The sequence below is a fragment of the Streptomyces sp. NPDC030893 genome, from assembly GCF_055571535.1.
Window position 1 is genome coordinate 667,528 of record NZ_JBVIFC010000001.1, and the last position, 26,210, is coordinate 693,737.

22 protein-coding genes are annotated in these 26,210 nt (G+C 72.3%); 16 read left to right on the forward strand and 6 right to left on the reverse strand.

Annotation, left to right across the window (positions count from 1 at the left end; all coding sequences use genetic code 11):
* Window positions 1-52 precede the first annotated feature (52 nt).
* Window positions 53-1,282, reverse strand: coding sequence for a DUF6545 domain-containing protein (locus ACZ434_RS02925; protein ID WP_468451101.1), 1,230 nt, complete (start codon window positions 1,280-1,282; stop codon window positions 53-55).
* A 217-nt stretch (window positions 1,283-1,499) separates the two neighbouring features.
* Between ACZ434_RS02925 and arfA the strand changes: the two genes are divergently transcribed.
* On the forward strand, window positions 1,500-3,005 hold the full coding sequence (gene arfA / locus ACZ434_RS02930; RefSeq protein ID WP_468451103.1) for an arabinosylfuranosidase ArfA: 1,506 nt from the start codon (window positions 1,500-1,502) through the stop codon (window positions 3,003-3,005).
* A gap of 35 nt (window positions 3,006-3,040) precedes the next feature.
* On the opposite strand, the gene ACZ434_RS02935 is transcribed toward arfA, so the two are convergent.
* Window positions 3,041-5,812 (reverse strand): glycoside hydrolase family 35 protein, encoded by a 2,772-nt coding sequence (locus ACZ434_RS02935; RefSeq protein ID WP_468451105.1) that lies wholly within the window; start codon window positions 5,810-5,812, stop codon window positions 3,041-3,043.
* A 307-nt stretch (window positions 5,813-6,119) separates the two neighbouring features.
* On the opposite strand from ACZ434_RS02935, the gene ACZ434_RS02940 reads away from it, so the two are divergent.
* Window positions 6,120-6,767 (forward strand): DUF4360 domain-containing protein, encoded by a 648-nt coding sequence (locus ACZ434_RS02940; protein ID WP_468451107.1) that lies wholly within the window; start codon window positions 6,120-6,122, stop codon window positions 6,765-6,767.
* 99 nt (window positions 6,768-6,866) lie between these two features.
* On the opposite strand, the gene ACZ434_RS02945 is transcribed toward ACZ434_RS02940, so the two are convergent.
* From ACZ434_RS02945 to ACZ434_RS02960, 4 genes are all read right to left on the reverse strand, one after another.
* The gene (locus tag ACZ434_RS02945; RefSeq protein ID WP_468451109.1) at window positions 6,867-8,078 is read right to left on the reverse strand and encodes a PucR-like N-terminal domain-containing protein; all 1,212 of its coding nucleotides are present in this window, start codon (window positions 8,076-8,078) and stop codon (window positions 6,867-6,869) included.
* 210 nt (window positions 8,079-8,288) lie between these two features.
* Window positions 8,289-9,230, reverse strand: coding sequence for a hypothetical protein (locus ACZ434_RS02950; RefSeq protein WP_468451111.1), 942 nt, complete (start codon window positions 9,228-9,230; stop codon window positions 8,289-8,291).
* Between the two features lie 38 nt (window positions 9,231-9,268).
* A complete protein-coding gene (locus tag ACZ434_RS02955) occupies window positions 9,269-10,819 on the reverse strand; it encodes a DUF6801 domain-containing protein (protein WP_468451113.1) in 1,551 nt (516 codons plus the stop codon).
* Between the two features lie 122 nt (window positions 10,820-10,941).
* Window positions 10,942-11,568, reverse strand: coding sequence for a hypothetical protein (locus ACZ434_RS02960; protein ID WP_468451115.1), 627 nt, complete (start codon window positions 11,566-11,568; stop codon window positions 10,942-10,944).
* A gap of 719 nt (window positions 11,569-12,287) precedes the next feature.
* Here ACZ434_RS02960 and ACZ434_RS02965 point away from each other — a divergent pair.
* The 14 genes from ACZ434_RS02965 (at window position 12,288) to ACZ434_RS03030 (ending at window position 26,170) form a co-directional block, all read left to right on the forward strand.
* A complete protein-coding gene (locus tag ACZ434_RS02965) occupies window positions 12,288-13,289 on the forward strand; it encodes an ABC transporter ATP-binding protein (RefSeq protein WP_468451117.1) in 1,002 nt (333 codons plus the stop codon).
* Window positions 13,286-14,050 (forward strand): MlaE family ABC transporter permease, encoded by a 765-nt coding sequence (locus ACZ434_RS02970; protein WP_468451119.1) that lies wholly within the window; start codon window positions 13,286-13,288, stop codon window positions 14,048-14,050. The genes ACZ434_RS02965 and ACZ434_RS02970 overlap by 4 nt, the downstream gene beginning before the upstream one ends.
* A gap of 6 nt (window positions 14,051-14,056) precedes the next feature.
* Complete coding sequence (locus tag ACZ434_RS02975) at window positions 14,057-14,863, forward strand: MlaE family ABC transporter permease (protein ID WP_468451121.1); 807 nt, start codon at window positions 14,057-14,059, stop codon at window positions 14,861-14,863.
* A 1-nt stretch (window position 14,864) separates the two neighbouring features.
* Window positions 14,865-16,121: an MCE family protein gene (locus tag ACZ434_RS02980; RefSeq protein WP_468451124.1), complete on the forward strand. Its 1,257-nt coding sequence runs from the start codon at window positions 14,865-14,867 to the stop codon at window positions 16,119-16,121.
* Window positions 16,118-17,182 (forward strand): MCE family protein, encoded by a 1,065-nt coding sequence (locus tag ACZ434_RS02985; protein WP_468451126.1) that lies wholly within the window; start codon window positions 16,118-16,120, stop codon window positions 17,180-17,182. Before ACZ434_RS02980 ends, ACZ434_RS02985 begins: the two co-directional genes overlap by 4 nt.
* On the forward strand, window positions 17,179-18,219 hold the full coding sequence (locus ACZ434_RS02990; protein WP_468451128.1) for an MCE family protein: 1,041 nt from the start codon (window positions 17,179-17,181) through the stop codon (window positions 18,217-18,219). Before ACZ434_RS02985 ends, ACZ434_RS02990 begins: the two co-directional genes overlap by 4 nt.
* Window positions 18,219-19,244: an MCE family protein gene (locus tag ACZ434_RS02995; RefSeq protein ID WP_468451129.1), complete on the forward strand. Its 1,026-nt coding sequence runs from the start codon at window positions 18,219-18,221 to the stop codon at window positions 19,242-19,244. The genes ACZ434_RS02990 and ACZ434_RS02995 overlap by 1 nt, the downstream gene beginning before the upstream one ends.
* Entirely contained in the window at window positions 19,241-20,554 is a 1,314-nt protein-coding gene (locus ACZ434_RS03000) for an MCE family protein (RefSeq protein WP_468451131.1), read from the forward strand. The genes ACZ434_RS02995 and ACZ434_RS03000 overlap by 4 nt, the downstream gene beginning before the upstream one ends.
* A complete protein-coding gene (locus ACZ434_RS03005) occupies window positions 20,551-21,828 on the forward strand; it encodes an MCE family protein (RefSeq protein WP_468451133.1) in 1,278 nt (425 codons plus the stop codon). Before ACZ434_RS03000 ends, ACZ434_RS03005 begins: the two co-directional genes overlap by 4 nt.
* A complete protein-coding gene (locus ACZ434_RS03010; RefSeq protein WP_468451135.1) occupies window positions 21,825-22,340 on the forward strand; it encodes a hypothetical protein in 516 nt (171 codons plus the stop codon). Before ACZ434_RS03005 ends, ACZ434_RS03010 begins: the two co-directional genes overlap by 4 nt.
* Window positions 22,337-23,035: a hypothetical protein gene (locus tag ACZ434_RS03015; protein WP_468451137.1), complete on the forward strand. Its 699-nt coding sequence runs from the start codon at window positions 22,337-22,339 to the stop codon at window positions 23,033-23,035. Before ACZ434_RS03010 ends, ACZ434_RS03015 begins: the two co-directional genes overlap by 4 nt.
* A gap of 26 nt (window positions 23,036-23,061) precedes the next feature.
* Window positions 23,062-23,610: a nuclear transport factor 2 family protein gene (locus ACZ434_RS03020; RefSeq protein ID WP_468451139.1), complete on the forward strand. Its 549-nt coding sequence runs from the start codon at window positions 23,062-23,064 to the stop codon at window positions 23,608-23,610.
* A 48-nt stretch (window positions 23,611-23,658) separates the two neighbouring features.
* Complete coding sequence (locus ACZ434_RS03025) at window positions 23,659-24,393, forward strand: hypothetical protein (protein WP_468451141.1); 735 nt, start codon at window positions 23,659-23,661, stop codon at window positions 24,391-24,393.
* A 514-nt stretch (window positions 24,394-24,907) separates the two neighbouring features.
* A complete protein-coding gene (locus ACZ434_RS03030) occupies window positions 24,908-26,170 on the forward strand; it encodes a lytic transglycosylase domain-containing protein (protein ID WP_468451143.1) in 1,263 nt (420 codons plus the stop codon).
* The last annotated feature ends 40 nt before the right edge of the window (window positions 26,171-26,210 follow it).

Below are 26,210 nucleotides of genomic sequence, written 5' to 3' on the forward strand. Positions count from 1 at the left end.
GTGCAATATGCCAAGACGGGTGCCGTCAGGGCCAGTTCCGCGTGCGGCACGGTCACTCGGTGACCGCCACGGTGTCCCCGGGTGCCGCGGCGCGGGCGCGGACCTCCCGGATCACGTCGGGGTGGCGCAGGGCGCGGGAGACGGCCCCGATCTCGTGGAGCAGTTCCGTGGTGTCGGCCTCGTGGCCGCGGTCGCCGGCGTCGCTCCCGGCCGCGACCGCGTCGAGGATCACCACGGCCGCGGCGAACGCCCTCGCCCGCTCCGGCGGGAAGCCCAGGCCGAGGGCGGCGTCGTACGACCGCTCGCGCAGCCGCTCGTCGGTGCGCCGGGCCAGCGGCAGCAGCACGTCCCGGATGAACGTCTCGCGCCGGGTCAGGCGCAGCCCGGAGCCGGCGCGCAGCACGAACGGCAGTCCGGAACCGTGCACGTTCCGCATCAGCAGGTACAGGGGCCGCAGCCGGCGGTGGGCCAGCCGGATCCGCCAGCGCTCGTGCAGGTACTGGCCGGCGTGCGGCAGGATGAAGCCGACCGCGATCGACACGGCCGACAGACAGGCCAGCGCCGGGGCCACGTGCAGGCTGAGCCAGTCCAGGTCGTTGCCCGTCCAGCGGGCCCCCACGGCGGTGAGTTTCGCCGCGTCGAAGGCGAGGTTCAGCGCGTAGCCGATGCCCAGGAACTTCAGTCCCCAGCGCAGCCAGGCGTCGAGTCCGTCGGTGCGGATCCAGTTCCAGATCAGTTTCGAGGTGATGAGGACGGCGGTGGTGTGGGCGAGGAGGTAGAGCAGGATCTCCTCGCGCATGAACGGTGTGGTGGCGTAGTAGGTGTCGAGGTCACGGGTCCGTTCCACCGGTACGTCGGCGAGGGCGAACAGCACCCACAGCGCGGCGATCACACCTCCGTAGACGGAGACGACCCAGCGGGTGGCGCGGCGGGTGGAGGCCGAGTGCTCGGGCAGACCGTCCCGCCAGGCGATGATCAGCACCAGGCAGGAGGCGCAGAAGGCGGTCAGCAGTGAGTACACCCAGGGCGCCGAGATGTTCGGCACGCCCGTGACGCGGTTGACCCACGCGATGGTCGACGGGGCGACGAAGACGAACACCGCGCAGGCGAGCAGCAGCAGCCCGCCGACCGCGCGCAGCAGGGGGTCCTTCCAGAGCCGGATGATCGTCGGCAGCTTGATCGCCAGGGCGGCGGCCAGCACACCGGCCGGGATCCACCAGAACGACGTGTAGAAGGCGCTCAGGGACGAGGCGGGGGCCAGGGCAGCGTCCGCGTACCGCATCGCGTCCCCTCACTCCCATCGGCCGCCGCACACAAGGCCGTTCGAGCCTACGCGGCCGGGCGCGCCCGCGTCATGCGAGGACGCCCGCGCGCGGGGACACAACAGCGGGTTCCCGCCGGGACCATTGACGCGCCCACGCATCACACCTACGGTCCCGTTCGGCATGACGAGTGTCATTCGGTATGTCGAACAACAGGAAGGCTTCCGGAAGGTGTCCATGCGAACCGCCCGCTTCACCCTCGACCCCGCCTTCACCGTCGGCGACGTCAACCCCCGCCTCTTCGGCTCGTTCGTGGAACACCTCGGCCGCTGCGTCTACACCGGCGTCTTCGAACCCGGCCACCCCACCGCGGACGCGGACGGCCTGCGCCAGGACGTCCTGGACCTCGTGCGGGAACTCGGCGTGACCGTCATCCGCTACCCCGGCGGCAACTTCGTCTCCGGCTTCAAGTGGGAGGACTCCGTCGGCCCCGTGGAGCGGCGTCCGCGCCGGCTCGACCTGGCCTGGCGCACGACGGAGTCCAACCGCTTCGGCCTCTCCGAGTACATGGCGTTCCTCAGGAGGATCGGCCCCCGGACCGAACCCATGCTGGCCGTCAACCTCGGCACCCGGGGCGTCGCGGAGGCCCTGGAACTCCAGGAGTACGCCAACCACCCCTCCGGCACCGCCCTTTCGGACCTGCGCGCCGAGCACGGCGACAAGGACCCCTTCGGCATCAGGCTCTGGTGCCTGGGCAACGAGATGGACGGCCCGTGGCAGACCGGCCACAAGACCGCCGAGGAGTACGGCCGTCTCGCCGCCGAGACCGCCCGCGCGATGCGCCGGCTCGACCCCGGTGTCGAACTCGTGGCCTGCGGCTCCTCCCACCAGTCGATGGAGACCTTCGCCGCCTGGGAGGCGACGGTCCTGCGGGAGACGTACGACCTCGTCGACCACATCTCCCTGCACGCCTACTACGAGCCGCTCGACGGTGACGTGGACTCCTTCCTCGCCTCCGCCGTCGACATGGAGTCCTTCATCGAGAACGTCGTCGCCACCTGCGACCACGTCGGCGCCCGCCTCAAGTCGAAGAAGAGGATCAACCTCTCCTTCGACGAGTGGAACGTCTGGTACATGTCCCGCACCGAGGAGCAGATCGGTGCCCTGGACTGGCCCGAGGCGCCGCGCGTCCTGGAGGACAACTACAGCGTCACCGACGCCGTCGTCCTCGGCTCGCTCCTCATCGCCCTGCTCCGGCACGCCGACCGGGTGACCGTGGCCTGTCTCGCCCAGCTCGTCAACGTGATCGCCCCGATCATGACCGAGCCCGGTGGCCCGGCGTGGCGGCAGACGACGTTCTTCCCGTTCGCCCAGGCCTCGAAGTACGGCCGCGGCACGGTGCTGGACGTGCGGGTGGACTCACCGACGTACGGGACGCGGCGGTACGGGGAGGCCGATCTGCTGCACGCCACCGCCGTGCGCGCCGAGGACGGCACGGTCACCGTCTTCGCCGTCAACCGCGGCCGCACCGAGCCGCTGCCGCTGGAGGTGACGCTGGGCGGTCTCGGCCTCACCTCGGTCGTCGGGCACAGCGTCCTCTCCGACGCCGACCCCGACGCCCGCAACACCCTCGCCGACCCGGAGCGGGTCGCCCCGCACGCGGCCGAGGGCACGGCCCTGGACGGCGGCCGCCTCTCGGCCGTGCTGGAGCCGCTGTCCTGGAACGTGATCCGGCTGGCGTGAGCCGGCCGGCGTGAGCCGCGACCCTGGCGGTGGGCTCACTTCTCCGGTGAGTCCACCGTCTCCCTCGTCCGCACCGGTTCCACCGGAACCCCGCCCCGCGCCGCCCGCAGCAGCGTCAGCCGTACGTCGCCCGGCCCCGAGGGCGTGGTCCCGTCGGAGAGCACCGCCAGGGCCAGTGTGTTGGCGCCACGTGTGCGCAGAATCCCGTTCGGCAGGACGAAGGTGTGCTGCCGGCCCACATCGTTGAGGTACTGGCCCATGTTCCAGCCGTTGAGGAAGATCTGGACGCGGTAGGCGCGCTCCGGGTCGTCCTCCAGGGTGAGTCCGACGGAGGCGTCGATCTCCGGGTCGACGTCGAGACGGAAGTCCGTCCGGTACCAGGCGACGCCCTGCCGCCGCTCCTCGCGGGGGAAGTCCACGGGCCGCCAGTCCCGGTCGTCGTGCTCCGGCAGATGCCAGCCGTGGCGCTCCCCGTGCAGTCCGCCGTTGTTGAGGGGCCCGCGCGCCCGGTCCGGCGCCGCGGCGCCCTGGATCCGCCACTCCACGGTCCGCGGTCCGCCCGCGAACTCGGCGGCCGTCAGCCCGCGCGCGGCCTTGTAGGCGTCCGGCGTCCGCTCGTCCCCGTCGTGCGCCATCGGCCGTACGAGCACCGACAGCACGTGCCGGCCCCGCTCGCGCAGCTCCTCCGGCACGGCGAACCTCGCGGTGGCCGTCCAGGTGCCCCGGTCCGCGGTGTCCCCGTCCGGCGCCGGCATGCGGTGGGTGCCGAGCGGCTGTCCGTCCAGCCAGGCCATCAGCAGGCCGTGCGGCCCGGTGCTGTAGGGCAGCGACACCGACGTGGTGCCGCGCGTGTCCGTCAGACGGCCCCGGTACCAGACGTCGCCGTAGTGGAAGCCGTAGTCGTCCGCGAAGAGGACCGGTCCGCTCTCCGGCACGGGTGTGGTGCTGTGGGAGGAGGTGCGGTCGGCGACCGTCCACGCCGAGTCGTCGAAGTCCGGCCCGGACTCCGGGTCCCCGGCCCGTCGCCGCCAGCCGCGCAGCTCCGGCAGCGGCACGTCGGGCGCGTCCGGCACCATCCCCTCCATGACCAGGCTCCCGGCCCGGCCGAGATAGGTGCGCACCTCCTGACCGTTCCAGGTGACCGAGGTGATCCCGCGCGGCCCCCACACCTCCACCCCGGTCTCGCCGACGACATCACCGGTGAGGTGGACGGTGGAGCCGCGCAGGGTCGCCGAGCGCAGCATCGCGGGCCCGTAGACCAGCAGGGACCCGGACGGGGTCTCGTACGGCCACAGGCGCAGCGCGGTGGCGTCGTCGGCGAACAGCAGCACCAGGGGGACGTCGGAGTCGCCCTTCTGGACGAGGACCCGGCCCAGTCCTCCCCTGCCGAGCGGCGCGACGACGTTCAGCCTGCCCCGGTCGTAGGTCCAGGCGGGCTCGATGTCCGCGCGGAAGACCTCCGGCTGGCTGTCGCAGTCCAGCACGACCTGGGCCGTCTCGCCGCTGCGGCCGACGAACACGGCGACGTCCTGCCGTCCGGCGGCCATGTTCAGCAGGGGCTGCGCGGTGGTGTACGCCAGCTTCCGCCGGCCCAGGTCGAGCCCGGTGAACAGCAGCTTGGCGTCGTGCGGTGCCACGGTGACCGGCACCTCGACCCCGGTGCCCGGCAGCATCGAGTCGACCCGCTCGCCGGAGTCGTTGCGCAGCACGTACACCTGGGCGCCGGTGTCGGGATTGGCCAGGTGCTCCACGGCCAGCCGTTCGTCGGCCCCCCGCACCTCGTCCGCCGGTTCCAGCCGGGCGAGGTCGGGCACGGTCCGCGCCAGATGCCCGAACTGCTGGAGCGGGGCCAGCTCCGGGGTGGGCCGGCGGCCCTCGTCGATCGGCGCGCCGGAGCCGTACGCGGTGAGGTCGCCGGTGCCGGGCAGCCATCCCCACGAGGTCCCGCCGAACACCGTACGGACGTCATGCGCGGTGATGCCGTGCGCGAGGTCGGACAGATGACCGGTCCGCTCCCACCCCGCGTCGACGCGGAACCCCGGTGCCCGCGGGCCGCGCTCCCGGAGGCCGAACACCCCGTCGCCGTGGAGGATCGGTACGTCGATCCGGTCGGCGCGCGCCTTCGCGTACAGGTGCGCCAGATGGGCGCGGGCCGCCGGTCCGTCGGCCGGGGCGCCGCCCGCCTCCAGCCGGTACAGCAGTACGGTGCCGCCGCCCGCGGTGAACAGATGCCGCACGGCGATGGCATGGACGGCGCTCAGCCACTCGTCGACGTGCCGCAGATACTCCGGATCGTCGGTGCGCGCCGTCCCGCCGACGGCCGTCAGCCACCCGGGGAGCCCCCCGGCGTCCACCTCGGGGCCGAGGTGGGGCCCGGGGCGCAGGATGACGTACAGCCGCTCCTCGGCGGCCATGTCCAGGAGCCGGTTCAGATCCCGCACCCCGGTGAAGTCGTACGTGCCGGGTGCGGGGGAGTGGTGGTTCCACGGCACGGGGACGGTCACCGCGTTGTGCCCGTGGGCGCGCAGCTTCTGCAGCACGTCCCGCCACAGGGAGGGACTGGGCAGCCGGAAGGCGTGCATGCCGGCGGACCACAGCACCAGGCGCCGGCCGTCCACCAGCAGGGAGTGCCCGTCGTGGCCGATCCGGTGCCGCCGTCCGTCCGCGCTCGGCGCGGGGGGCGGGGGGCCGGTCGGCACGACCCGCGGACCGTCCGTGCCGGGCGCCGCCGCGCCGCTGCCGGCCAGCGCGAGACCGAGCGCGGCGGTGCCGGCCAAGGCGGTGAAGGTGCGCCTGCTGAGCTCCAAGGGAGCGCCTCCTGGTGTGATGCCACAAGCGGTGCTGGTGGGCCATTCTCTACGAACGGCCGCCTCCCGTTCACACGCCCGTCCCGGTACGTCCGTTCCGTCCGCTCCGTCCGGGGCGGAAGTGAATGGCCGGAGTTCGCTCTGTGCGGGGGTCGCGGGGCTCCATACGATGCGAGCGCTCCCGGCCTTCACCGCACCTTCATGCCTCCTTCACGAGGCCGGGAGCACATGTGCGCGCCATGTTGGCATGTACATGAAGTTTTCATCGTTCTTCCCTCATCCACCCCCCACCGAAGGACGGAGAACCATGGCTGGTGGCCTGCTCATGAGTGCGGCGGCGGCCGCGCTCATCACCGCCGCGTTACCCGCGCACAACCCGTCGACCGGGTTCGAGGACCCGCCGCCGGACAAGATCGTCATCAAGGTCGCCACGGTGAACGGATCGGGATGCCCCCAGGGCACGGCGGCCGTCGCCGTCTCGGCCGACAACACCGCGTTCACCGTGACGTACAGCGACTACCTCGCCCAGGCCGGCGGGAACTCCGACCCCACGGCCTTCCGCAAGAACTGCCAGCTCAGCCTGCTGGTCCACGTCCCCCACGGCTTCACCTACGCCATCGCCAGCGCGGACTACCGGGGCTTCGCCTCGCTCCAGCCCGGCGCGCGGGGCACGCAGCGGGCGTCGTACTACTTCCAGGGCTCACCGAACACCGAGTACCGCAGCCACCCCTTCGCGGGCCCCTACGACGACAACTGGCAGGCCACGGACGAGACCGACTGGGCGCAGCTGGTCTACGCGCCCTGCGGGGTCCAGCGCAACTTCAACATCAACACGGAGCTGCGCGTCAGCGCGGGGTCCTCGTCCGACGAGGTCAGCTTCATGACGATGGACTCCACGGACGGAGACATCAGCACGGTGTACCACCTGGCATGGAAGGAGTGCCCGGAGAACTGACCGTCGTCCGAGCGGCGGGCGGGCCGGCGTGCACGTGCGCGGGCCCGCCCGCTTCCGGCCGCACGGCCCGCGGACCGGGCCGGGTGCCGGCCCCGTGGGTCACTCCGCGCCGCCGGCGCCCCGCAGGTGGAGTGCGCGGAGGGCGACCTCGAGGGCGAACCGGTGATCGGGATCGGCGAGCCGGTCACCCAGGTAGGCGTCGAGCGTCCGCAGCCGGTAGCGGACGGTCTGGGCGTGCACGCCCAGTATCTCGCCGACCTGCTCGGCGGGGGCGCGGGTGGAGACGTGGACCCGGAGGGTCTCGACGAGCCGCTCACGCCGCTTGGCCGGCAGCTCGTCCAGCGGCGCCAGTTCACGGGCGGCGAGACGGTCGACGAGGGCGGAGTCGGACAGCAGCCACAGGGTCGCCAGGTGATCCTCGCAGTGGACCAGCGGGGCGTCGGGCACGACGCCCTCGTCGACGAGCTGGAGCGCCCGGCGCGCCCAGCGGACGGAGTGCGCGGCCCCCGCGACCGGAACGGTGAGGCCCACCGCGGCACGGGTGCCGGCCAGGGCCGTACGGAGCATGTCGAGGCGTCCCGGGGTGAGGTCACCGGGGACGAGCAGATGCGGCTGCGGGATGTCGAGGTCGGCGAGGACATCGCTGTCGAGTCCCGCCTGGATGTGCTCGGGCACCGGAGGGCGCAGGGCGACGAGGAAGCACGTCCGGGGCAGCTCCCAGGCGGCGGCCGTGCACAGTTCGGAGACGGTCGCCTGGGGGAGCGGGGAGGAGGCGAGCAGAAGATGTAACAACTGTCTTCGTAACGCGGACACCTCGGACGCCGCCCGGCCCCGCACCTCCGCGTATCCCTCGCGGGTGACGGCCTCCAGTTCCTCGACGTACGCGAACAGGGCGTCGGCGAAGGCGAGGATGAGCGCGGGGGAGAGGCTGTGCTGCCGGCCGAGGGTCTTGGCCCGGCGCAGTGCGATGCGGGCGCCGAGCCGGTAGGCGCCCTGCAGGACCTCCAGGTCGCGGCCCTCGTAGGCCTCGACCCGGCCGAACCGGCGCAGGAGGTCGTCCCGAAGCTCCGCGCTCCTGCCGGGATCGGCGACCCGGTCCACGAAGGCGGTGAGCGCTTGCTCCACGCCTTGTCGGATCGCGTGCCCGTCCGGGCCGTTGAGCAGTCGGCCGTACACCGGGTAGGCGCGGGTGACCTCGGTCCGTATCTCGTTCAGCAGCCCCGGGAGCAGCGGTCGCATGAAGGCGGCGAAGTTCCTGGGAAGCGGGTCGAGCGGTTCACCGAGCACCGAAGGACGTGCGATTGAGGGCATGAGTGATCCCTTGCTCTCCGACATGTCCGGCGGGGCGGCCGGCCGGGTTCCGCCCCGCCGGGCGGAGCCTGGCCGGCCCGCCACCTGCACCGGTCCGAAAACCTGACGGTAGGTCAACATCGTTGTGATGTACACCTCTTGGGAGGAAACCGCTTCACGCGGAGAGGTGCCGGTTCCCGGGCAGGCCGTGCGGCGCCGGGCCGGAGGGCGTCACCCGGTGGCGGAGTGCCAGTTCTCCGCCAGGACCTCGCCGGCGCGGGGGGCCGCGGTGCCGGGTGCGTTGAGGCCGGTGAGGTGGGTTTGGGTGTCGTCGAGCGTGAGGCTGTTCTCGCCGGAGGCGGAAGGCAGCCCGGTCTTCGCGTTGACCGCCAGATTGATGAGTCCGACGTTCAGGCCGCAGCCGGTGGCGCCGGGGACCGCGAAGGTGCTGTCGTTCTGGGTGGCGCCGGTGAGGTTGATCCGGCTCATCTCGCCGGCGTCGTCGAGGGTGCCGTCGCCCTGGAAGAAGGTCATCCCGAAGTCCGGGTAGTCGAGGTTCCGCGGGCGCAGGAGGATGGGGTCGGCGGCCGTTCCGATGTAGCACTTGCTGCCCAGGAGCGGGTTCTCCAGGTGGATGCGGACCGGGAGGGCGATGATGGGCATGTCCGTCAGGACGCCCGCGGTCTGGTCGAAGGCGTAGGGGGCGCCGACGGACTCCATGGTCGCGGTGATCTTGTTGAGGCTGGAGTTCTCCAGCGTCCTGCAGATGCTCGTGATCACCGGTATGTCGCTCGGGCACATCATGCCGAGCAGACCGCCGGGCACGGTGGCGGACTCGGCGTCGAGCGCGCCGGAGGGCGGGGCGACGACGCTGCTGGTGCCGTCCGCGTTCTGGACGACGCCGATCTGGAGGTTCGTCCGGCCCGTGACCACGGTGGTCTTGCCCAGCTTGATGGTGCCGCTGGCGGAGGTGGAGACCACGCACTGCGGGGTCCGGGCGAAGCCGTCGGCGGCCAGCATCGCCGGGGCGTCCACGGGGCAGCGGGTGAAGGGACCCCACTCGCCGTTGAGCGTGGGGTCGGCGGCGGTGGCGGTGCCCAGGGAGGCGAGGGCGCCGAGCGCGGTCAGGGCGGAGACGGTGGCGATCCTGGTGCGGGTGGTGAGCAGAGGCATGGGTGGTGGCCTTCCGTGGAGGAGGGAGGGGGTGCGGCTCAGCGCTCGGCAACGGGGATCTTGAGAGGCTGGAGGTCGTCGGTGCACTCATTGGGGTTGGGCACCTGCACCGAGCACGTCTGACCCTGTATCTGCTTGATGTGGTTGCCGGGACCGGAGACGGAGGCGGTGAGGAGGCGGTCGAGGTCCTCGCCGCCGCTGCCGCATCCGGTGAAGGCGGGGATGGTCGCCTCGCCGGTCAGCGGGCCGCCCGAGAGGAGCATGTAGCCGGTGGCGTCCGCGGGGAGCTTGTGCTCGCCCTTTCCGTACATGACCAGGTGGTCGCCGGGATGGTTCGCGGGGTCCGGTTCGGTGGAGCGGAGCGACGTCTCCGTCCGGCAGTCGGTGCCGACGTCCAGGGGGGCGCCGTTGACCTCGAGACCGAGCACCCGGAGTCTCAGCGGGACCCGGACGAAGGTCTCCGCCTCCAGGCCGTCCGGCACGTAGACGGTGTCGAAGCGGATGGTCATCGGACCGGTCTGTTCCAGCACCATGGTGGCTGTCGTCGGAACGAACCCGAAGGCGAGGAAGGTGGATCGGAAGGGGGGCGTCCGCATGCGCCCCTCGTGGTACAGCTCGCCCTCGGCTTTGATCGTCACGACCAAATTGCCGTTCTCGTCCGGTTCGGCGAGCATCTCCTTCGTCTCGAGCAGTACGCAGCTCACCGGCAGGTGCGAAGCGCCCTTCTGCTTCTTCACGTTGCTGTAGCCGGTGATGTACGCGGCCATCGACTGGGGCTGGGACGGGTTCTCCTCGGTGTAGCCGCAGAACGGTGCCTCGCGGTCCGACGCGGAGTCGGCCCGGTCCTGCGCCACCTCCGGTGCCCGGTCCCCCTGCCGGTCCCCAGGTGTCCCGGAGGACGGTCCCGGCGTTCCGGAGGAGGTGCCGGGCGAGGACGGCGAGCCGCTCGGCGCCGCCGCGTCCGTACCGACCGGCACGGCTGCCAGCAGCCCGTCCTCAGGCGTGTTCCCCGCGAGGGAGCACGCGACGGTCAGCGTCCCGGGACCGGTGGCGGTCCCGTCCGCCCCGCCGAGCGCCAGATCGAGGGCGAGGTCCCCGGCGGAGAACCTCAGATCGCCCTCGCCCCGTCCGGTCACCGACGGCACGTCGCCCGTCGCGGTCAGCGTCAGCGGTCCCGATCCGGGAAGGTCGACCGGCCGCGAGGTACCGTGCCAGATCGCCTCCGCCGTGGCCTTGTCCTGGGTGACGCCGACGGTGAGCCGGGTGCCGGCCTGCGCGGTGGTCGCCTCGAGGGCCGTGAGGTCCGCGACCGCCTCGGCCGGGAGTTCCACGGTGGTGGTGACACCGGTGGGTGAGACCGGCTCGCCCCGTGCCGCCCGGTCCGGGAACTCCGCCGAGATCCGTACCGTCGCGGCGCGCTCCCCCGAGGGGAGGTCGCAGACGTAGGGCAATGCGGCGTCGATCTCCTGGGCGCCCGCGGCGGAGGCCGCGGCCGGGACCATGGCGGCCAGCACGACGAACGCGGCGATCGCCGCGCTCCGGGCGCGGACCCGGGAGGGACGCGATGCGGCGGTACGGCTGCCTCTCAATGCTGCTCCGTTCAGGGCGGTCGGAATCGGGGACCGGCGGCCGGCACCGGTGGGCTCGGGCGCGGGTGGCCCGCGAACGCCCGGCCGGGGGTGCCGGCCGGGCATTCGCGGGCGGTGGCGCCTTACGGGTTGGTGCCGACGATCTTCGGGATGGCGCCGTTCGACGCCTTGATGGCGTAGTTGCCCTTGAAGAGGGGCTTGGTGGCGGTCGTGATGATCGAGCCGCAGTTCACCGGGTTGCTGACGACCAGTTCGCCGGCGACGCTGTTGACGGCCAGGATGCCGGTGGAGTTGGTGTAGGTGGCCGAGGCCTTGCCCTTCACCGTGAACGTGCAGATGCCGGCGGTCACGTTGGCCGTGACGTTCCCGACGTAGCCCTTGGTGACGCCGGTCGAGGCGGTGTAGTCCTGCGCGACGACGGACCAGGGGGTGACCGGCACGGTGCTGACGTTGCCCAGGACGCTGGTGCACGGCGTGGCGGCGGTGCCGAAGTTGATGGCGTTGATGGTGGCGACCTGGGCCGGGTTGCCGGTGTTGCTCGCCATGGTGCCCGAGGCGCCCGAGGTCGTGCACGTCATCGGGATCGTCGCGGTCAGCACGATGTTGCCGCTGTTCGTCGCCGTGTAGCTGCCCGACGGGGTGACGGTCCACGTCGTGGACGGCACCGCCGAGGCGGGGGAGAGGGCGAGGCCGAAAGCGGCCGTGGCCGCACCCGCCACGACGGCGGTCCTTCTGAGGGTCTTCTTCATGGCTCGGGAATCTCCTTGAGGGTTGGCCGGCGGAGACGGGCCGTGGCCGACGGGGGAGATGCAGCGGATGTACGGCCCGCGGCCGGACACGGCCTGTCCGTGAGCCGTGACGTTACCGGCGGTAAACTTGGCCGAACAATGCGGCGGTCCATGATTCTTTCAAAAGCGGAACAAGCTGTTTCCGGGGTGAGTGGTCCGCGGTTCACCTTACTCAGGTGCCGCCAAGGACGAAAGGTGCTGCCGAGGTACGGCGGTCCGCTCCCGCCGCCTTCCCCTTCGAGCCGTGATGCTCACCGGCTGACAAGGTTCCGAGGTCGTGTTGCGCTCTTTCTGACAAATTTCGGATGGCCGAAGTCGGTATCCCGGAAAACTCGGATTCCGGTGTTGCCCGCCGAGGTTACTCGGCCGTAACGTGCCGGTGCGGTGCTCGGTTCCAGGCCGGTGGCCCCCGTCGGCCGGAACCGCGACGGACGTTTTCCGGCCCACCCTTCCTCGGTTCGGGCGTTCGTCGGCGGGGTCTCGCCCGCCTCCACACCCCCCGGAGCGGCGAGACCCCGCCTGTCTCCCCGGAGACAAGCGCGGGGGCGCGGTGTTGTCTGCGCGGTGACAAGTTCCGGGGAGCCGGCGCGGATCCGGTGCCGCACCCATTGTCGATGGGCTCTGCACCGACTTAACGTGCGCCCGCAACGCGTATTCGATGGACGTCCGCTGGAGGTGATATGGGAATCGAAGTAGTGGTCGAGGGCCTGACCAAGTCTTTCGGTAAGCAGAGCATCTGGCGGGACGTGTCACTCACTCTTCCCGCCGGAGAGGTCAGTGTGATGCTGGGCCCGTCCGGCACCGGGAAGACCGTTTTCCTGAAGTCGCTCATAGGGTTGCTGAAACCCGAGAAGGGCCGTGTCCTCATCGACGGAGTGGACATGGTGAACAGTCCGGAAAGGGATATCTACGAGACCCGTAAATTGTTCGGTCTCATGTTTCAGGACGGAGCCCTCTTCGGGTCCATGTCCCTTTTCGACAACATCGCCTTCCCGCTGCGTGAGCACACCCGCAAGAAGGAGTCGGAGATCCGCCGTATCGTCATGGAGCGGATCGAGGTCGTCGGGCTGCTGGGCGCGGAGGGCAAGCTTCCGGGAGAGATCAGCGGAGGCATGCGCAAGCGGGCCGGCCTGGCCCGCGCGCTCGTGCTCGACCCGCAGATCATCCTGTGCGACGAACCGGACTCCGGACTCGACCCGGTCCGCACCGCCTACCTCTCCCAGCTGCTGATCGACCTGAACGCGCAGATCGACGCGACGATGCTGATCGTCACCCACAACCTCGACATCGCCGCCACCGTGCCCGACAACATGGGGATGCTCTTCCGGCGCGAGCTCGTCGCCTTCGGTCCGCGCGAGGTGCTGCTCACCAGCGACGAGCCGGTCGTCTCCCAGTTCCTCGGCGGCCGGCGCGAGGGGCCCATCGGGATGTCCGAGGAGAAGGACGCGGCCGCCCTCGCCGCCGAGGCGAACGCCGCCCCCGCCGCGCCCCGGGTGATCGTCCCGCAGCTGGAGCCCTCGCCCGGCCTCCCGGCGCGCCGGGCCGTCGCCCGACGGCACGAACGTGTCATGGGCATGATCGACTCGTTGCCGCCCGCCGCGCGCTCCGCCATCCGGGACACCTACGCGAACCACGCCCGGGCGACCACCCTGACGATGCCCGCCCCCGGGAGCGGCGCATGATCACCGGTGCGCTGCGGCAGACCGGCCGGCTCTTCGCGCTCGCCGCCGAAGTCAGCCGCGCCGTCTTCCGAAGACCCTTCCAGTTCCGGGAGTTCGTCGAGCAGTTCTGGTTCCTCGCGAGCGTGACCATCCTGCCCGCCGCCCTCGTCTCGATTCCCTTCGGCGCCGTCATCGCCCTCCAGGTCGGCTCCCTGACCCAGCAGTTGGGCGCCCAGTCGTTCACCGGAGGCGCCAGCGTCCTCGCCGTGGTCCAGCAGGCGAGCCCGCTCATCGTCGCCCTGCTGATCGCCGGCGCCGGCGGCTCGGCCATCTGCGCCGACCTCGGCTCCCGCAAGATCCGCGAGGAACTCGACGCCATGGAGGTCATGGGCGTCTCGCCGGTGCAGCGACTGGTCGTGCCCCGGGTGCTGGCCGCCATGGGCGTCGCGGTCCTGCTCAACGGACTGGTCTCCGTCGTCGGCATCCTCGGCGGCTACTTCTTCAACGTCGTCATGCAGGGCGGCACCCCCGGCGCCTACCTCTCCAGCTTCTCCGCCCTCGCCCAGCTGCCCGACCTGTACATCAGCGAACTCAAGGCGCTGGTCTTCGGGTTCATCGCGGGCATCGTCGCCGCCTACCGGGGCCTCAACCCGCGCGGCGGCCCCAAGGGGGTCGGCGACGCCGTCAACCAGTCCGTCGTCATCACCTTCCTCCTGCTCTTCTTCGTCAACATGGTGATGACGGCCGTCTACCTCCAGATCGTCCCGCCGAAGGGAGGCTGAGGTCCGATGGCCTCCCCGCTCGCCCTGCTCGACCGCTCCGGCGACCAACTGCTGTTCTACCTACGGGCCCTGCTGTGGATCCCGCGGACCCTGCGCCGCTACCTCAGGGAGGTGCAGCGCCTCCTCGCCGAGGTGGCCTTCGGCTCCGGCGGCCTCGGCGTCATCGGCGGCACCATCGGCGTGATGATCGCGATGACGCTGTTCACCGGCACCGTCGTCGGACTCCAGGGCTACGCGGCCCTCGACCAGATCGGCACCGCCGCGTTCACAGGGTTCGTCTCCGCCTACTTCAACACCCGCGAGATCGCCCCCCTCGTCGCCGGACTCGCCCTCTCCGCCACCGTCGGCGCCGGCTTCACCGCCCAGCTCGGCGCCATGCGCATCAACGAGGAGGTCGACGCACTGGAGGGCATGGGCATCCGCTCCATGCCCTACCTGGTCACCACCCGCATCATCGCCGGCGTCGTCGCCATCGTCCCGCTCTACGCGATCGGGCTGCTCTCCTCCTACCTCGCCTCCCGCTACGTGACCGTCCTGTTCAACGGACAGTCCCGGGGGACGTACGACCACTACTTCAACCTCTTCCTCTCCCCGACGGACGTGCTGCTCTCCGTACTGAAGGTGCTGATCTTCAGCGTGATGGTGATCCTCGCCCACTGCTACTACGGATTCCGCGCCTCGGGCGGACCGGCCGGCGTCGGCGTCGCCGTCGGCCGCTCGGTGCGCAACGCCATCGTGCTGATCAGCGTCACCGACTTCTTCCTGTCGCTGGCCCTGTGGGGCGCGACCACGACCGTGAAGGTGGCGGGGTGAGATGAGCGCATCACGAGGACGGAGGCTGCGCCACCGGCTCGCCGGAGTGGTGTTCGTGCTGGTGCCCGCCCTGCTGATCTGGCTGGCCGTCGCCGTCTACGACAAGAAGTTCACCGACTCCGATCCGGTGGTCGTCGAGACCGGCAGCGCCGGCAACCAGATGCACCCCGGCGCCGAGGTGAAACTGCGCGGCGTCGTCGTCGGCGAGGTCCGCTCCATCGACGCCACCGGCGACGGGGCCCGGCTCACCCTCGCCATGAAGCCCGGCGCGCTGGACGACGTACCCTCCGACGTACGCGCGCAGATGCTGCCGACCACCCTGTTCGGCGAGCGGTTCGTGGCCCTCGTACCGCCCGAGAACCCCTCGCCCCGGCCGCTGGCCGCCGGAGCCGTCGTCCCCCAGGACCGCTCCGCCAACGCCATCGAACTCCAGCAGGTGCTCGACAACGTCCTGCCGATGCTCACCGCCGTCCAGCCGCAGAAGCTCTCCGCGACCCTGTCGGCCGTCTCGCAGGCCCTGGAAGGGCGCGGAGGCAGACTCGGCGAGACGCTGAGCCTGCTGGACCGGCACCTGGCGGAGTTCAACCCCCACCTGCCCGCCCTCAACCGAGACCTCAGGGAACTCGTGAAGGTCAGCCATGTCTACGCGGACGCCGCGCCCGACATCATCACGGCGCTCACCGACTTCACCACCACCAGCGGCACCCTCGCCCAGAAGGAGGCCGAACTCGCCGGCACCCTCGGCGCCACGACCCGGACGGCCGAGGACATGACGGCCTTCCTGCGCAGGAACGAGGGCAACCTCATCCGGCTCTCCGCCGCCGGCCGGCCCACCCTGGAACTGCTCGCCGAGTACTCCTCGGCCTTCCCCTGCACCCTGCGCACCCTCGCCGAGTTCGTGCCGGCCATGGACAAGGCGCTCGGCAAGGGCACCGGCCGTCCCGGCGTCCACGTCGACGTCACCTCCGTCGCCGCGCGCGGCGCCTACCGCCCCGGCCGCGACACCCCGGTCTACGACTCCGGCGGCGGACCCCGCTGCCCCACCGTGCCCTACGTCGGCTCGCTGCCCCGGCCCACCGCGCCGGCCGCCTCCGCCGCGGCCGCCCAGGACCTCGGACCGGCCAACTCCCCGCAGGAGAACGACCTCGTCAACGAACTGCTCGCCCCCGCCGCCGGTGAGAGCCCCGGCGACCTGCCCGACTGGAGCAGCCTGCTCGTCGGCCCCGTCTACCGCGGTACGGAGGTGACCCTCGGATGACCGGCGCCGACAACGCGCACACCCGGCGCCGCCCGCTGACCGGGCCGGTGCTCAAGTCCCTCGTCTTCGTGGTGGTCACCGCCCTCGCCACGACCCTGCTCGGCCTCGGCGTCGCGGGCGGCGGCGCGGGAGCCGGCACCGGCGGCACCACCTACAAGGCCCTGTTCACCGACGTCACCGGCCTCATGGAAGGGGACAGCGTACGGATCTCCGGGGTGAGCGTCGGCGAGGTGACCGACGTACGGGTCGTCCAACGGCGCACCGCCCAGGTCACCTTCACCGTCCGCGACGACCGCAGGCTGCCCCGGTCGACCACCGCCGCCGTGAAGTACCTCAACATGGTCGGCCAGCGCTACGTCTCCCTCGGCCGCGGCAGCGGCGACCTCAGCGGCACCCTGGAGGAGGGCGGCACCGTCCCGCTGGAGCGCACCACACCCGCGCTCGACCTGACGCTGCTCTTCAACGGCTTCAAGCCGCTGTTCGAAGGACTCTCCCCCAAGGACGTCAACGAACTCGCCGGATCGATCGTGCAGGTGCTCCAGGGCGAGGGAGCAACCGTCGACAGCCTGATCCGCCACATCGGCTCGCTCAGCACGACCGTCGCCGCCAAGGACAAGGTGATCGGCCAGGTCGTCGGCAACCTCACCACCGTCCTGGACACCCTCAACGACCGCGAGGACGGCTTCGACGACCTCGTCGTCACCCTGCGGAAGCTCGTCACCGGCTTCGACCAGGACCGCAAACCCCTCGGCAAGGCCGTCGCCGCCATGGGCGACCTGACCACCGTCACCGCCGGCCTCCTCAAGGACGGACGCGCACCCCTCAAGCGGGACATCCGCGAACTGGGCCGGCTCTCGGAGAACCTCGGCGCACACACCCCGCAGATCGAGGACTTCCTCGCGCGGACCCCCGCCAAGATGACCGCCCTGGCCCGACTGTCCTCCTACGGATCGTGGTTCAACCTCTACCTCTGCGAGGCGCGCGTGAGCGGAGTGACCACCTCCGACGGCTCCGAACCGCCCACCGGTATCGCGATCACCGAATCGAGGTGCCGCGGATGAGACGCCCCCGCATCACACCCGTCAAGGAACGCGACCCCGTCGCCGTCGGCATCGCCGGCCTGCTCCTCCTCGCCCTGCTGGGCGGCCTCGCCTACAGCGCCGACCGGCTCCCCTTCACCGGCGGCACCGCCTACAGCGCCGACTTCTCCGAGGCGGCGGGCCTGGACGAGGGCGACGAGGTGCGCATCGCCGGCGTCAAGGTCGGCCGGGTCACCGGCGTCGCGCTCGACGGCGCCAAGGTGAAGGTCTCCTTCGAGGTCGAGGACGCCTGGCTCGGCGACCGGACGACCGCCGCCATCGCCATCAAGACCGTCCTCGGCGACAAGTACCTGGCGCTCGACCCGCTCGGCTCCGGCCGGCAGGACCCCGGCAGCCGCATCCCGCTGACCCGCACCACCTCCCCCTACGACGTGACCCAGGCGTTCCAGGACCTCAGCGGCACCGTCGACGACATCGACACCCGCAGGCTCGCGGAGAGCTTCGCGGCCATCTCCGACACCTTCAAGGACTCCCCGCCCCACGTGAGCAAGGCCGCCACCGGCCTGTCCGACCTGTCCCGGTCCGTCTCCAAGCGGGACGCCGAACTCACCCGGCTCCTCAAGGGCAGCGCCCGGTTCACCAAGACGCTGGAGGACAAGAAGTCCAGCTTCGAGACCCTCATCGAGGACGGCGGCTCCCTGCTCGGCGAACTGCAGGACCGGCGCGCCGCCATCGGCGCCCTGCTCAAGGGCAGCCGGGATCTCGGCACCGAACTCGGCGGCCTCGTCGAGGACAACGAGAAGCAGCTCGGACCCACCCTCAAGGCCCTCGGCCGGGTGACCGGTGTCCTGGAGAAGAACAACACCCAGCTCGGCAAGACCCTCGCACTGGTCGGCCCGTACTACCGCCTGGTCGGCAACACCCTGGGCAACGGCCGCTGGTTCGACAGCTACCTGTGCGGTGTCGTGCCCCGCGACTACCTGCCCGAGACCTCCCAGCCCGAGACCGGATGCCTGCCGCCGAAACAGCCGGCGGCGGCCCAGGGGAGCGGTGAGTGATGAGCCGACGCAGAAAGATCCTCACCGGCCTGCTCGCCCTCGTGGTGCTCGCCGCCGGCGGCCTGGTCGCCACCAGGGTCCTCGCCCCCGACGGGATCCGCGTCACCGCCTACTTCGACCGCGCCATCGGCGTCTACGCCGGATCCGACCTGCGCGTCCTCGGCGTACGGGCCGGCGAGGTGGAGTCGGTGCGGCCCGAAGGCACCACCGTCCGCGTGGTCCTCCGCCTGGACGAGGGGGTGAAGGTCCCCGAGGACGCGCGGGCCGTCGTCGTCGCGCCGAGCGTCGTCGCCGACCGCTACGTGCAGCTCACCCCAGCCCACAGCACGGGCCCCGCCCTCGCCGACGGCGCCGTACTGCCCGCCGCGCGCAACCGGATCCCCGTCGAGATCGACCGGATCTACGACTCGATCACCGAACTCGGTAAGGCCCTCGGCCCGGACGGCGCCAACGCCGAGGGCGCCCTGTCCGCGCTGCTGCGGACCGGCGCCGACAACCTCGACGGCAACGGCGAGGCCATCGGCGACAGCGTCGAGGAGTTCGGCAAGGCGGCCAAGACCCTCGACGGCGGCAGCGGCGACCTGTTCAGGACGCTCGGCAGCCTCCAGACCTTCACCACCATGCTGAAGGAGAAGGACACCGACGTGCGCACCGCGCAGGAACGCCTGGACGAGGTCGTCGGCTTCTTCGCCGACAACAAGGACGACCTCACCGGCGCGCTGGAGGAACTCGGCAAGGCCCTCGGCCAGGTCAAGACCTTCATCGAGGACAACCGGGGCGAGCTGAAGAAGAACGTCGACCGGCTCGCCCCCATCACCCGGACCCTGGTCGAGCAACGCGCCTCGCTGGCCGAGGCGCTGGACGTGGCACCACTGGCCGCGGGCAACGTCGTGAACGCCTACAACCCCGACACCCGCACCCTCGACGGCCGCGCCAACCTCAACGAGATCAGCATGGGCGGCCCACTGCTGCCGCTGCCCGTCACCGGGGCCTCGTCGGCGGCCTCCGGGAGGGGGGAGGGATGAAGCGCGGCGAACGGAACACCGGACGGGTCGCCGCCACGCTCGGACGCGGCGCGTTCACCACGGGCCGGGCCGTCGGCCTCACCGTCGGCGGACTGATCGCCCTCGGCCTCGGCTTCACGCTCGCCGTCGGCGGCGTCGCCGCCGCGCCCCGCGGCTTCGACGGCATCGAGGACCTGCCGCTGCCCGGCGGCGCCGACCTCGGCGACGACCCCTACACCGTCACCGCGGAACTCGGCGACGTCCTCAGCCTGGTCCCGCACTCCGCGGTACGGGTCAACGACGTCGCCGTCGGCCGGGTCACCGGCATCGAGCTCGGCGACGACGACTGGTCGGCCCGCGTCACCATGGAGATCAACGGCGACGTCGCGCTCCCCGCCGACGCGACCGCGCGGCTCGAACAGTCCAGCCTGCTGGGCGAGAAGTACATCCAGCTCGTCGCCCCCGCCGAGGGGACCGGCGGCAGGCTGGCCGACGGGAGCGTCATCCCGCTGGCCCGGACCAGCCGCAACACCGAGGTGGAGGAGGTGTTCGGCGCGCTGTCCCTGCTCCTCAACGGCGGCGGCGTCAACCAGCTCAAGACCATCACCCGGGAACTCAACACGGCGCTCGGCGGCCGGGAGCCCGAGGTCCGCTCCATGCTGAAGCGGGTCAACACCCTGGTGACCGACCTCGACGACCACCGGGGCGACATCACCGACGCCCTCGACGCCGTCAACCGGCTCTCCTCCACCCTCGCCCACCGCAAGGACGACGTCGGAACGGTCCTCACCGACCTCTCGCCCGGACTGAAGACGCTGGAGAGACAGCGCGGCTCCCTGCTGACCATGCTGCGCTCCCTCGACACGCTCTCCGGCGTCGCCGTCTCCACCATCGACGCGAGCAAGGACGACATGATCGCCGACCTCAAGGCCATCGCGCCGACGCTGAAGGCGCTCGCCGACGCCGGCGCGGACCTGCCCGACTCGCTCCAGGTGCTGCTCACCTACCCGTTCACCGACGAGGTGCTGAGCGGGGTGAAGGGCGACTACCTGAACGCGTATCTGAGCATGGTCGCCCTGCCCGGGACCCGGGTGATCCCGCCGATCGACGACCCGTCCTCGCCCTCCCCCTCCCCCACCTTCACGGTGGGCGGCGGGACGGATGCGGCGGGGAAGAAGCGGTCCTCCGGGGAGGACGACGGCGGGGAGACGGGCTCCGGGGCGTCGTCCGCCTCGTCCTCCGGGTCGCCGTCGTCGTCCGCGTCGCCGCCGGGGAGCTCTTCGCCGCTGCCGCTGCCCTCCGTGTCCGGGTCCGGAGGTGAGCGCGGGTGATCACCCTCGCCGTACGGCTGAAGAACCTCGCCTTCCTCCTCATCGCCGTCCTCGCCCTCTCCTTCCTCGGCATCCGCTACGCCGACCTCGGCCGGTACGTGGGCGTCGCCGACTACTACACCGTGGACGTGCAACTGCCGAGTACGGGCGGCCTGTTCACCCACTCCGACGTCACCTACCGGGGCGTCTCGGTGGGCCGCGTCGGCCCGATCGGCCTGACCGCCGACGGTGTCGTCGCCGAACTGCGGATCAAGAAGTCCGCCCCCCGTATCCCCGCCGACACCAAGGCCGTGGTCGCCGGACTCTCCGCCGTGGGCGAGCAGTACATCGACCTGCGCCCGGAGAGCGACGGTTCCCCCTACCTCGCCGAGGGCGCCCGCATCGAACAGGCCGACACCCAGGTGCCCGCACCCGTCACCGACGTCCTCACCAGCGTCGACGACCTCGTGAGTTCCGTCCCGCTGGACGACCTGCGCACGGTCGTCGACGAGTTCGGCAAGGCCTTCGAAGGGCACGGCGACGACCTCCAGGTGCTGCTCGACAGCGGCAGCGACTTCGTCGAGGCCGCGGACCGGGCCCTGCCGTCCACCACCCTGCTCATCACCGACGGCGAGACCGTCCTGCGCACCCAGGCCCAGGAAGCCAAGGCGATCCGCGGCTTCGCGGTGGGCGCGGAGGAACTGGCCCGTGCCCTCAAGGGCTCCGACGCCGATCTGCGCCGTCTCCTCGCCGTCACGCCCGAGGCCGCCACCCAGGTCAGCGGCGTACTGCGGGACCTCGACCCGAGCCTCGGCGTCGTGCTCGCCAACCTTCTCACCACCGCCGAGGTCGCCGTCACCCGGCAGCGCGGCATGGAGGAACTCCTCGTGAAGTATCCGGCGGCCGTCGCGGCCGGCGCCACCGCCGTCGACGGAGGGAAGCTGAACCTCGGCATGGCCGTCACCTTCTTCGACCCCCTGCCCTGCACGGCCGGCTACGGCGCCACGCGCTACCGCAACGGCCTCGACCTCGGCACCGCGCCCGCCCTCAACACCGGCGCGGCCTGCACCGCACCGGCCTCGGGAGGAGCGAACGTACGCGGCTCGGCCAACGCCCCGAAGGGCGGCCCGGTGCCCGATCCGGCCAGGCCCGGCTCCCTGCCCTCGGGCAGCGGGACGGCGGCGGGGAACCGGGCCGCGGCGCTTCCCGGCGCCCTCGCCCTGCCCGGGCAGAGCGGTGAGGCACCGCGGGACCTGACGGGCATCCTCGCCCCGGCCACCGGCGGTACGCGATGAGGCGGGCCGGGATCGTCGCCTCTGCGGGCCTCGCGCTGGCCCTCGGCGTCTGCGCCACCGGCGCGTGGACGTACGCCCAGGCACGCACCGACGACGCGCTCGCGTACGGCCGGGAGCGGGACGAGGCGCTCGCCGACGGACGTGAGGGCATCGCCGTGCTCACCACGTTGGAGGCCTCCACCCGGCAGCGGGCGGAGCGGAGCATCCGGGACTGGCGCGACGTCTCCACCGGGCCGTTGCGCAAAGAGCTGTCCGGCACCGAGGCGGAGGCGGGGGCCTCGGCGCGCGGCACGGTCACCGAGGCCGCCGTCACCGCGCTCGACACCCGCGCCGGCACGGCCAAGCTCATCGCCACCGTCCGCGTCGAGGTCACACCCGCCGGGACGAAGAAGCCGACCACCGACCGCAAGCGCCTGGAGGCGGTCCTGGCCCGCACGGGCGAGGACGAGTGGAAGGTGAGGGCACTGAACGCCGTACCGGTGGAAGGGGAGAGGGAGGACAGCGACCGATGACACCGACACGACTGCTGCGCGGCACCGGTTCACCGGAGCCCGGCACGGGTGCGGAGACGCCTCCGCGTCGGGGGGACGGGTCCGGGGAAGGGTCCGCGGACGAGCCGGAGGCGGTGCACGCGGGCGGGGCGGAGGACGGGCCCGAGGGCGAGTCCGGGGGCGGGTCCGGGGACGCGCCCGCCCTCCGCCCGCCGGGTCGGCGCCTGCGGCGGGCCGTCCTGGCCGGGACCGCCGCGGCCCTCGTCCTGGGCGGCTGCGGGTTCTTCCACGCGGCCCACCAGCTGAGGTCGGCCGCGCCCGCCCAGAACCGCGCGCTCACCGACACCGAGGCCACCCACCGCGTCGCCGGAGAGGTCGGCAACGCCCTCGCCCGTGTCTTCTCCTACACACCGGACGGCACCGCGGCCGCCGAGCGCTCCGCACGCACCGTCCTCGACGGCCGTGCCGCCCGCCAGTACGCGACCCTCTTCGACCGCGTCCGCGACGACCTCGCCGAGCAGCGCGTCACCCTGAGCACCCGGGCCGTCCGTACCGGAGTGGTCGAACTCGACGGCGACAGGGCCCGCCTGCTGGTCTTCCTCGACCAGACCTCCCGCCGGGGCAAGGACGAGGTCACCACCGCGGCGGCCCAGCTCACGGTCACGGCACGGCTCGAGGACGACCGGTGGCGGATCGTCGACATCAAGGCCCGCTGACCATGCGCGGGAGACTGGAGCACCCCATGAGAAGCGCGGTCCGCGTCCTCACCGGAACCCGCTGCCGGCCGCTGCCGGCCCTGGCACTGGCCCTGACCCTCGTCGCCGGCGGCTTCGCCGCGTGGACCGGCCAGGACTGGTACCGGGCGGCCCACGACGACCGGGCCGCGTACGCCGCGCAGCGGGACCGGGCGCTCGCCGCCGGGGAGCAGGCCGTGCAGAACCTGAACACGCTCGACCACCGCGACCTGAACCGGGGACTCGACCTCTGGGAATCGTCGACGACCGGCGAACTGCACGAGCAACTGTCGTCCGGGCGAGCCGAGTTCGCCGAGCAGGTGAGGGAGGCGAAGACGGTCAGCACCGCCCGGGTGCTGTCGGGCGCCGTCACCGAACTCGACGACCGCGCCGGCCGCGCCCGGGTGCTGGTCGCCCTGCGCGTCACCGTCAAGGCGTCCGACGGGGCGCGGACCGACAAGGACAGCCGCATGCTCGGCGAGCTCACCCGGACCGAGGGCCGGTGGAAGCTGAGCGCCCTGGGCCAGGCCCCCGTGGGCGGCACACCGGCCGGCTGACCGGTCCCGTACCGCAGAAGCCGGCCGCAGCGAGGAGGACACCGCACCATGTCGACGACCCGTCACCACATCAACCGCCAGCGGCGCCGTCAGGCCCGCGAGCTCCGGCCCACCGGGAGCCCGGAGAGTCCGGCAAGCCGTACCGGTACGCGCGGCACGGCCGTCCTGTCTCCCGAGGACGCGCCGCCCCCGCGCTCCGCGTCGCGGAAGCCCGAGCCGGCCGCGCCCGGGAAGGGGAGGACCGTCCGAACCCGCCCGCGCCGGCCCCTCGGGCCCGCGCTGCTCTGTGCGCTGACGGTTCTCCTCGGCGCCTTCGCGGGCTGGGCGCACGCGGAGGCCGGCGCACTGCGCGCCGAACCCGCGCGGAGCAACACCGCACTGACCGACCTCGCCCGCACCAGTGAGATCAAGGGGCAGGCGGCCAAGGCCGTCGACCGGCTCTTCTCCTACGACCACGCCGAACCCGGCGCTCTCGAGAAGGCCGCGAAGGACCTCCTGACCGGGAAGGCCGCCGACCAGCACGAGGACCTGCTCGCCGACGTCCGTGCGCGAGCCGACGAGCAGAAGGCGGTCATCACCACGACGGTCACCGAGACGGCGGTCGAGCGGATCGACGGCGACCGGGCCCGGGTCCTCGTCTACGCGGACCAGAGCAGCGTCGCCACCGCCGGGAACAAGGCCGCGCAGGACGACGGCGTGTACGCGGCGGCCATGCTCGCCGTGGACGTCGTGCACCGCGACGGACGCTGGCTCGTCTCCGCCATCGACACCTTCGGCCGCTGAACACCACACGACCGCCCCACACCCGCCCGCACCGCGCTGCACCTGCCCGCACCCGCCCGTACCGCACCGCGCCGCACCTGCCCGCACCCGCCTACACGGCCCCGCACCCGCCCGAACCGCACCGCGCTGCACCTGCCCGCACCCGCCTACACGGCCCCGCACCCGCCCGTACCGCACCGCCCCGCATCTGTCCGCACCCGCCTGTACCGTCCCGCACTCGCCCGAACCGCCCCGCACCTGCCCGAACCGCCCCGCACCTGCCCGTACCGCCCCGCACCTGCCCGTACCGGCTCGCGCCGCGCTGTACCCATACCGCACCGCCCCGCACCTGTCCGCACCCGCCCGTACCGCACCGCCCCGCATCTGTCCGCACCCGCCTGTACCGCCCCGCACCTGCCCGTACCGGCTCGCGTCGGCTCGTAGCGACGCTCGCGCCCGCCCGTGCAGGTTCCGCACCTCCAGCCCCTCCCCGTATCTCGCCGTACCTCCGACGGTTCCGACAGGAGTGACGACCATGTCCATACGCCGTGCCCGACGCCTGCGTTCCGGCCGGGCCCGCAGGGGACTGCGCACCACCGTCCTCGCCGTGGCGGCCATGACGGCCCTCAGCGCTTCCCAGGGGCCCGGCTTCGGCCAGGGCGCCACGGACGCCCATGCCGGTCCGGCCGCCGACGAGGGACCGGCGTCCGCGGGCGGCCCGTACGCCGAGCCCGCTCCACCGGGTGACGGCTCGTACCACACCGAACTCCCGCCGCTCGCGCCTCCGGAGATCGCGTCGGCCTCCCCCGCGCTCGGACGGGACGTCCGCGTCCAGTCGGGCATCCCGGCCACCGTGCTGCGCGCCTACCGCGCCGCCGAGGCGTCGGTGGGCAGGACGGACCCCGGCTGCCGGCTGTCCTGGGAGCTCCTCGCGGCGATCGGCAAGGTCGAGTCCGGTCACGCGCGAGGCGGCGCGGTCGACCGGGACGGTACGACCCGGGGCCGCATCACCGGACCGCCGCTCAACGGCCGGGGTTTCGCCCTGATCCGGGACACGGACGGGGGAGCCCACGACGGCGACACGGTCTACGACCGGGCGGTGGGCCCGATGCAGTTCCTGCCGTCGACCTGGGCCGGCTGGGGCGCGGACGGCAACGGCGACGGCCGCGCCGACCCGAACAACATCTTCGACGCGGCGCGGGCGGCCGGGCACTACCTGTGCGCGGGCGGCCGGGACCTGGGCCGGCCGGCGGACCTGGAGCGGGCGGTCCTCAGCTACAACCGCTCCCGTTCCTACCTGGAACTGGTCCGACACTGGCTGGAGTTCTACAGCCGGGGAGTCCACACCGTCCCCGACGGCAAGGGCGCCGTCCCCCGGAGCCCCGGCGCGGGCGGCGACACCCCGGCGACCGAACCCGTCGACGGCGGGAAGGGAGGCGGGGGCGAAGGGGGCGGCATCGACATCGGCCCGCAGCCGAGCGCTCCGGGCAGCTCAGGACCGCCCCGGCCGTCCCCGGGCCCCTCCTCCTCGCCCACTCCGGGTCCCACCTCCCCCTCACCGGGGCCCAGCGGCTCCCCGACGGACCCTCCGACGAGCCAGGAGCCCTCGGATCCGCCCGAGGAGACCCCCACCGCCACTCCGGATCCGTCGCCGGACCCGACCGGCCCGGACCCTTCGCCGACCGACCCGGACCCCTGCTCCTCGGAGCCCGGCTCCCCGTCGCCCGACCCCACGGCCTCCCCGGACGACCCCGGCTCCCCCTGCCCGACCCCGTCGGCCACCTCCTCCGAGGAGTAGAGGAGTAGAGGAGCAGGGGAACCGACGGGCGTCCGGTGGC

Bases quoted from the DNA above. Each gene is read 5' to 3' on its own strand.
- ACZ434_RS02925 (WP_468451101.1), bottom strand. From the start codon at position 1,282: ATGCGGTACGCGGACGCTGCCCTGGCCCCCGCCTCGTCCCTGAGCGCC.
- arfA (WP_468451103.1), top strand. From the start codon at position 1,500: ATGCGAACCGCCCGCTTCACCCTCGACCCCGCCTTCACCGTCGGCGAC.
- ACZ434_RS02940 (WP_468451107.1), top strand. From the start codon at position 6,120: ATGGCTGGTGGCCTGCTCATGAGTGCGGCGGCGGCCGCGCTCATCACC.
- ACZ434_RS02945 (WP_468451109.1), bottom strand. From the start codon at position 8,078: ATGCCCTCAATCGCACGTCCTTCGGTGCTCGGTGAACCGCTCGACCCG.
- ACZ434_RS02950 (WP_468451111.1), bottom strand. From the start codon at position 9,230: ATGCCTCTGCTCACCACCCGCACCAGGATCGCCACCGTCTCCGCCCTG.
- ACZ434_RS02960 (WP_468451115.1), bottom strand. From the start codon at position 11,568: ATGAAGAAGACCCTCAGAAGGACCGCCGTCGTGGCGGGTGCGGCCACG.
- ACZ434_RS02965 (WP_468451117.1), top strand. From the start codon at position 12,288: ATGGGAATCGAAGTAGTGGTCGAGGGCCTGACCAAGTCTTTCGGTAAG.
- ACZ434_RS02970 (WP_468451119.1), top strand. From the start codon at position 13,286: ATGATCACCGGTGCGCTGCGGCAGACCGGCCGGCTCTTCGCGCTCGCC.
- ACZ434_RS02975 (WP_468451121.1), top strand. From the start codon at position 14,057: ATGGCCTCCCCGCTCGCCCTGCTCGACCGCTCCGGCGACCAACTGCTG.
- ACZ434_RS02980 (WP_468451124.1), top strand. From the start codon at position 14,865: ATGAGCGCATCACGAGGACGGAGGCTGCGCCACCGGCTCGCCGGAGTG.
- ACZ434_RS02985 (WP_468451126.1), top strand. From the start codon at position 16,118: ATGACCGGCGCCGACAACGCGCACACCCGGCGCCGCCCGCTGACCGGG.
- ACZ434_RS02990 (WP_468451128.1), top strand. From the start codon at position 17,179: ATGAGACGCCCCCGCATCACACCCGTCAAGGAACGCGACCCCGTCGCC.
- ACZ434_RS02995 (WP_468451129.1), top strand. From the start codon at position 18,219: ATGAGCCGACGCAGAAAGATCCTCACCGGCCTGCTCGCCCTCGTGGTG.
- ACZ434_RS03000 (WP_468451131.1), top strand. From the start codon at position 19,241: ATGAAGCGCGGCGAACGGAACACCGGACGGGTCGCCGCCACGCTCGGA.
- ACZ434_RS03010 (WP_468451135.1), top strand. From the start codon at position 21,825: ATGAGGCGGGCCGGGATCGTCGCCTCTGCGGGCCTCGCGCTGGCCCTC.
- ACZ434_RS03015 (WP_468451137.1), top strand. From the start codon at position 22,337: ATGACACCGACACGACTGCTGCGCGGCACCGGTTCACCGGAGCCCGGC.
- ACZ434_RS03020 (WP_468451139.1), top strand. From the start codon at position 23,062: ATGAGAAGCGCGGTCCGCGTCCTCACCGGAACCCGCTGCCGGCCGCTG.
- ACZ434_RS03025 (WP_468451141.1), top strand. From the start codon at position 23,659: ATGTCGACGACCCGTCACCACATCAACCGCCAGCGGCGCCGTCAGGCC.
- ACZ434_RS03030 (WP_468451143.1), top strand. From the start codon at position 24,908: ATGTCCATACGCCGTGCCCGACGCCTGCGTTCCGGCCGGGCCCGCAGG.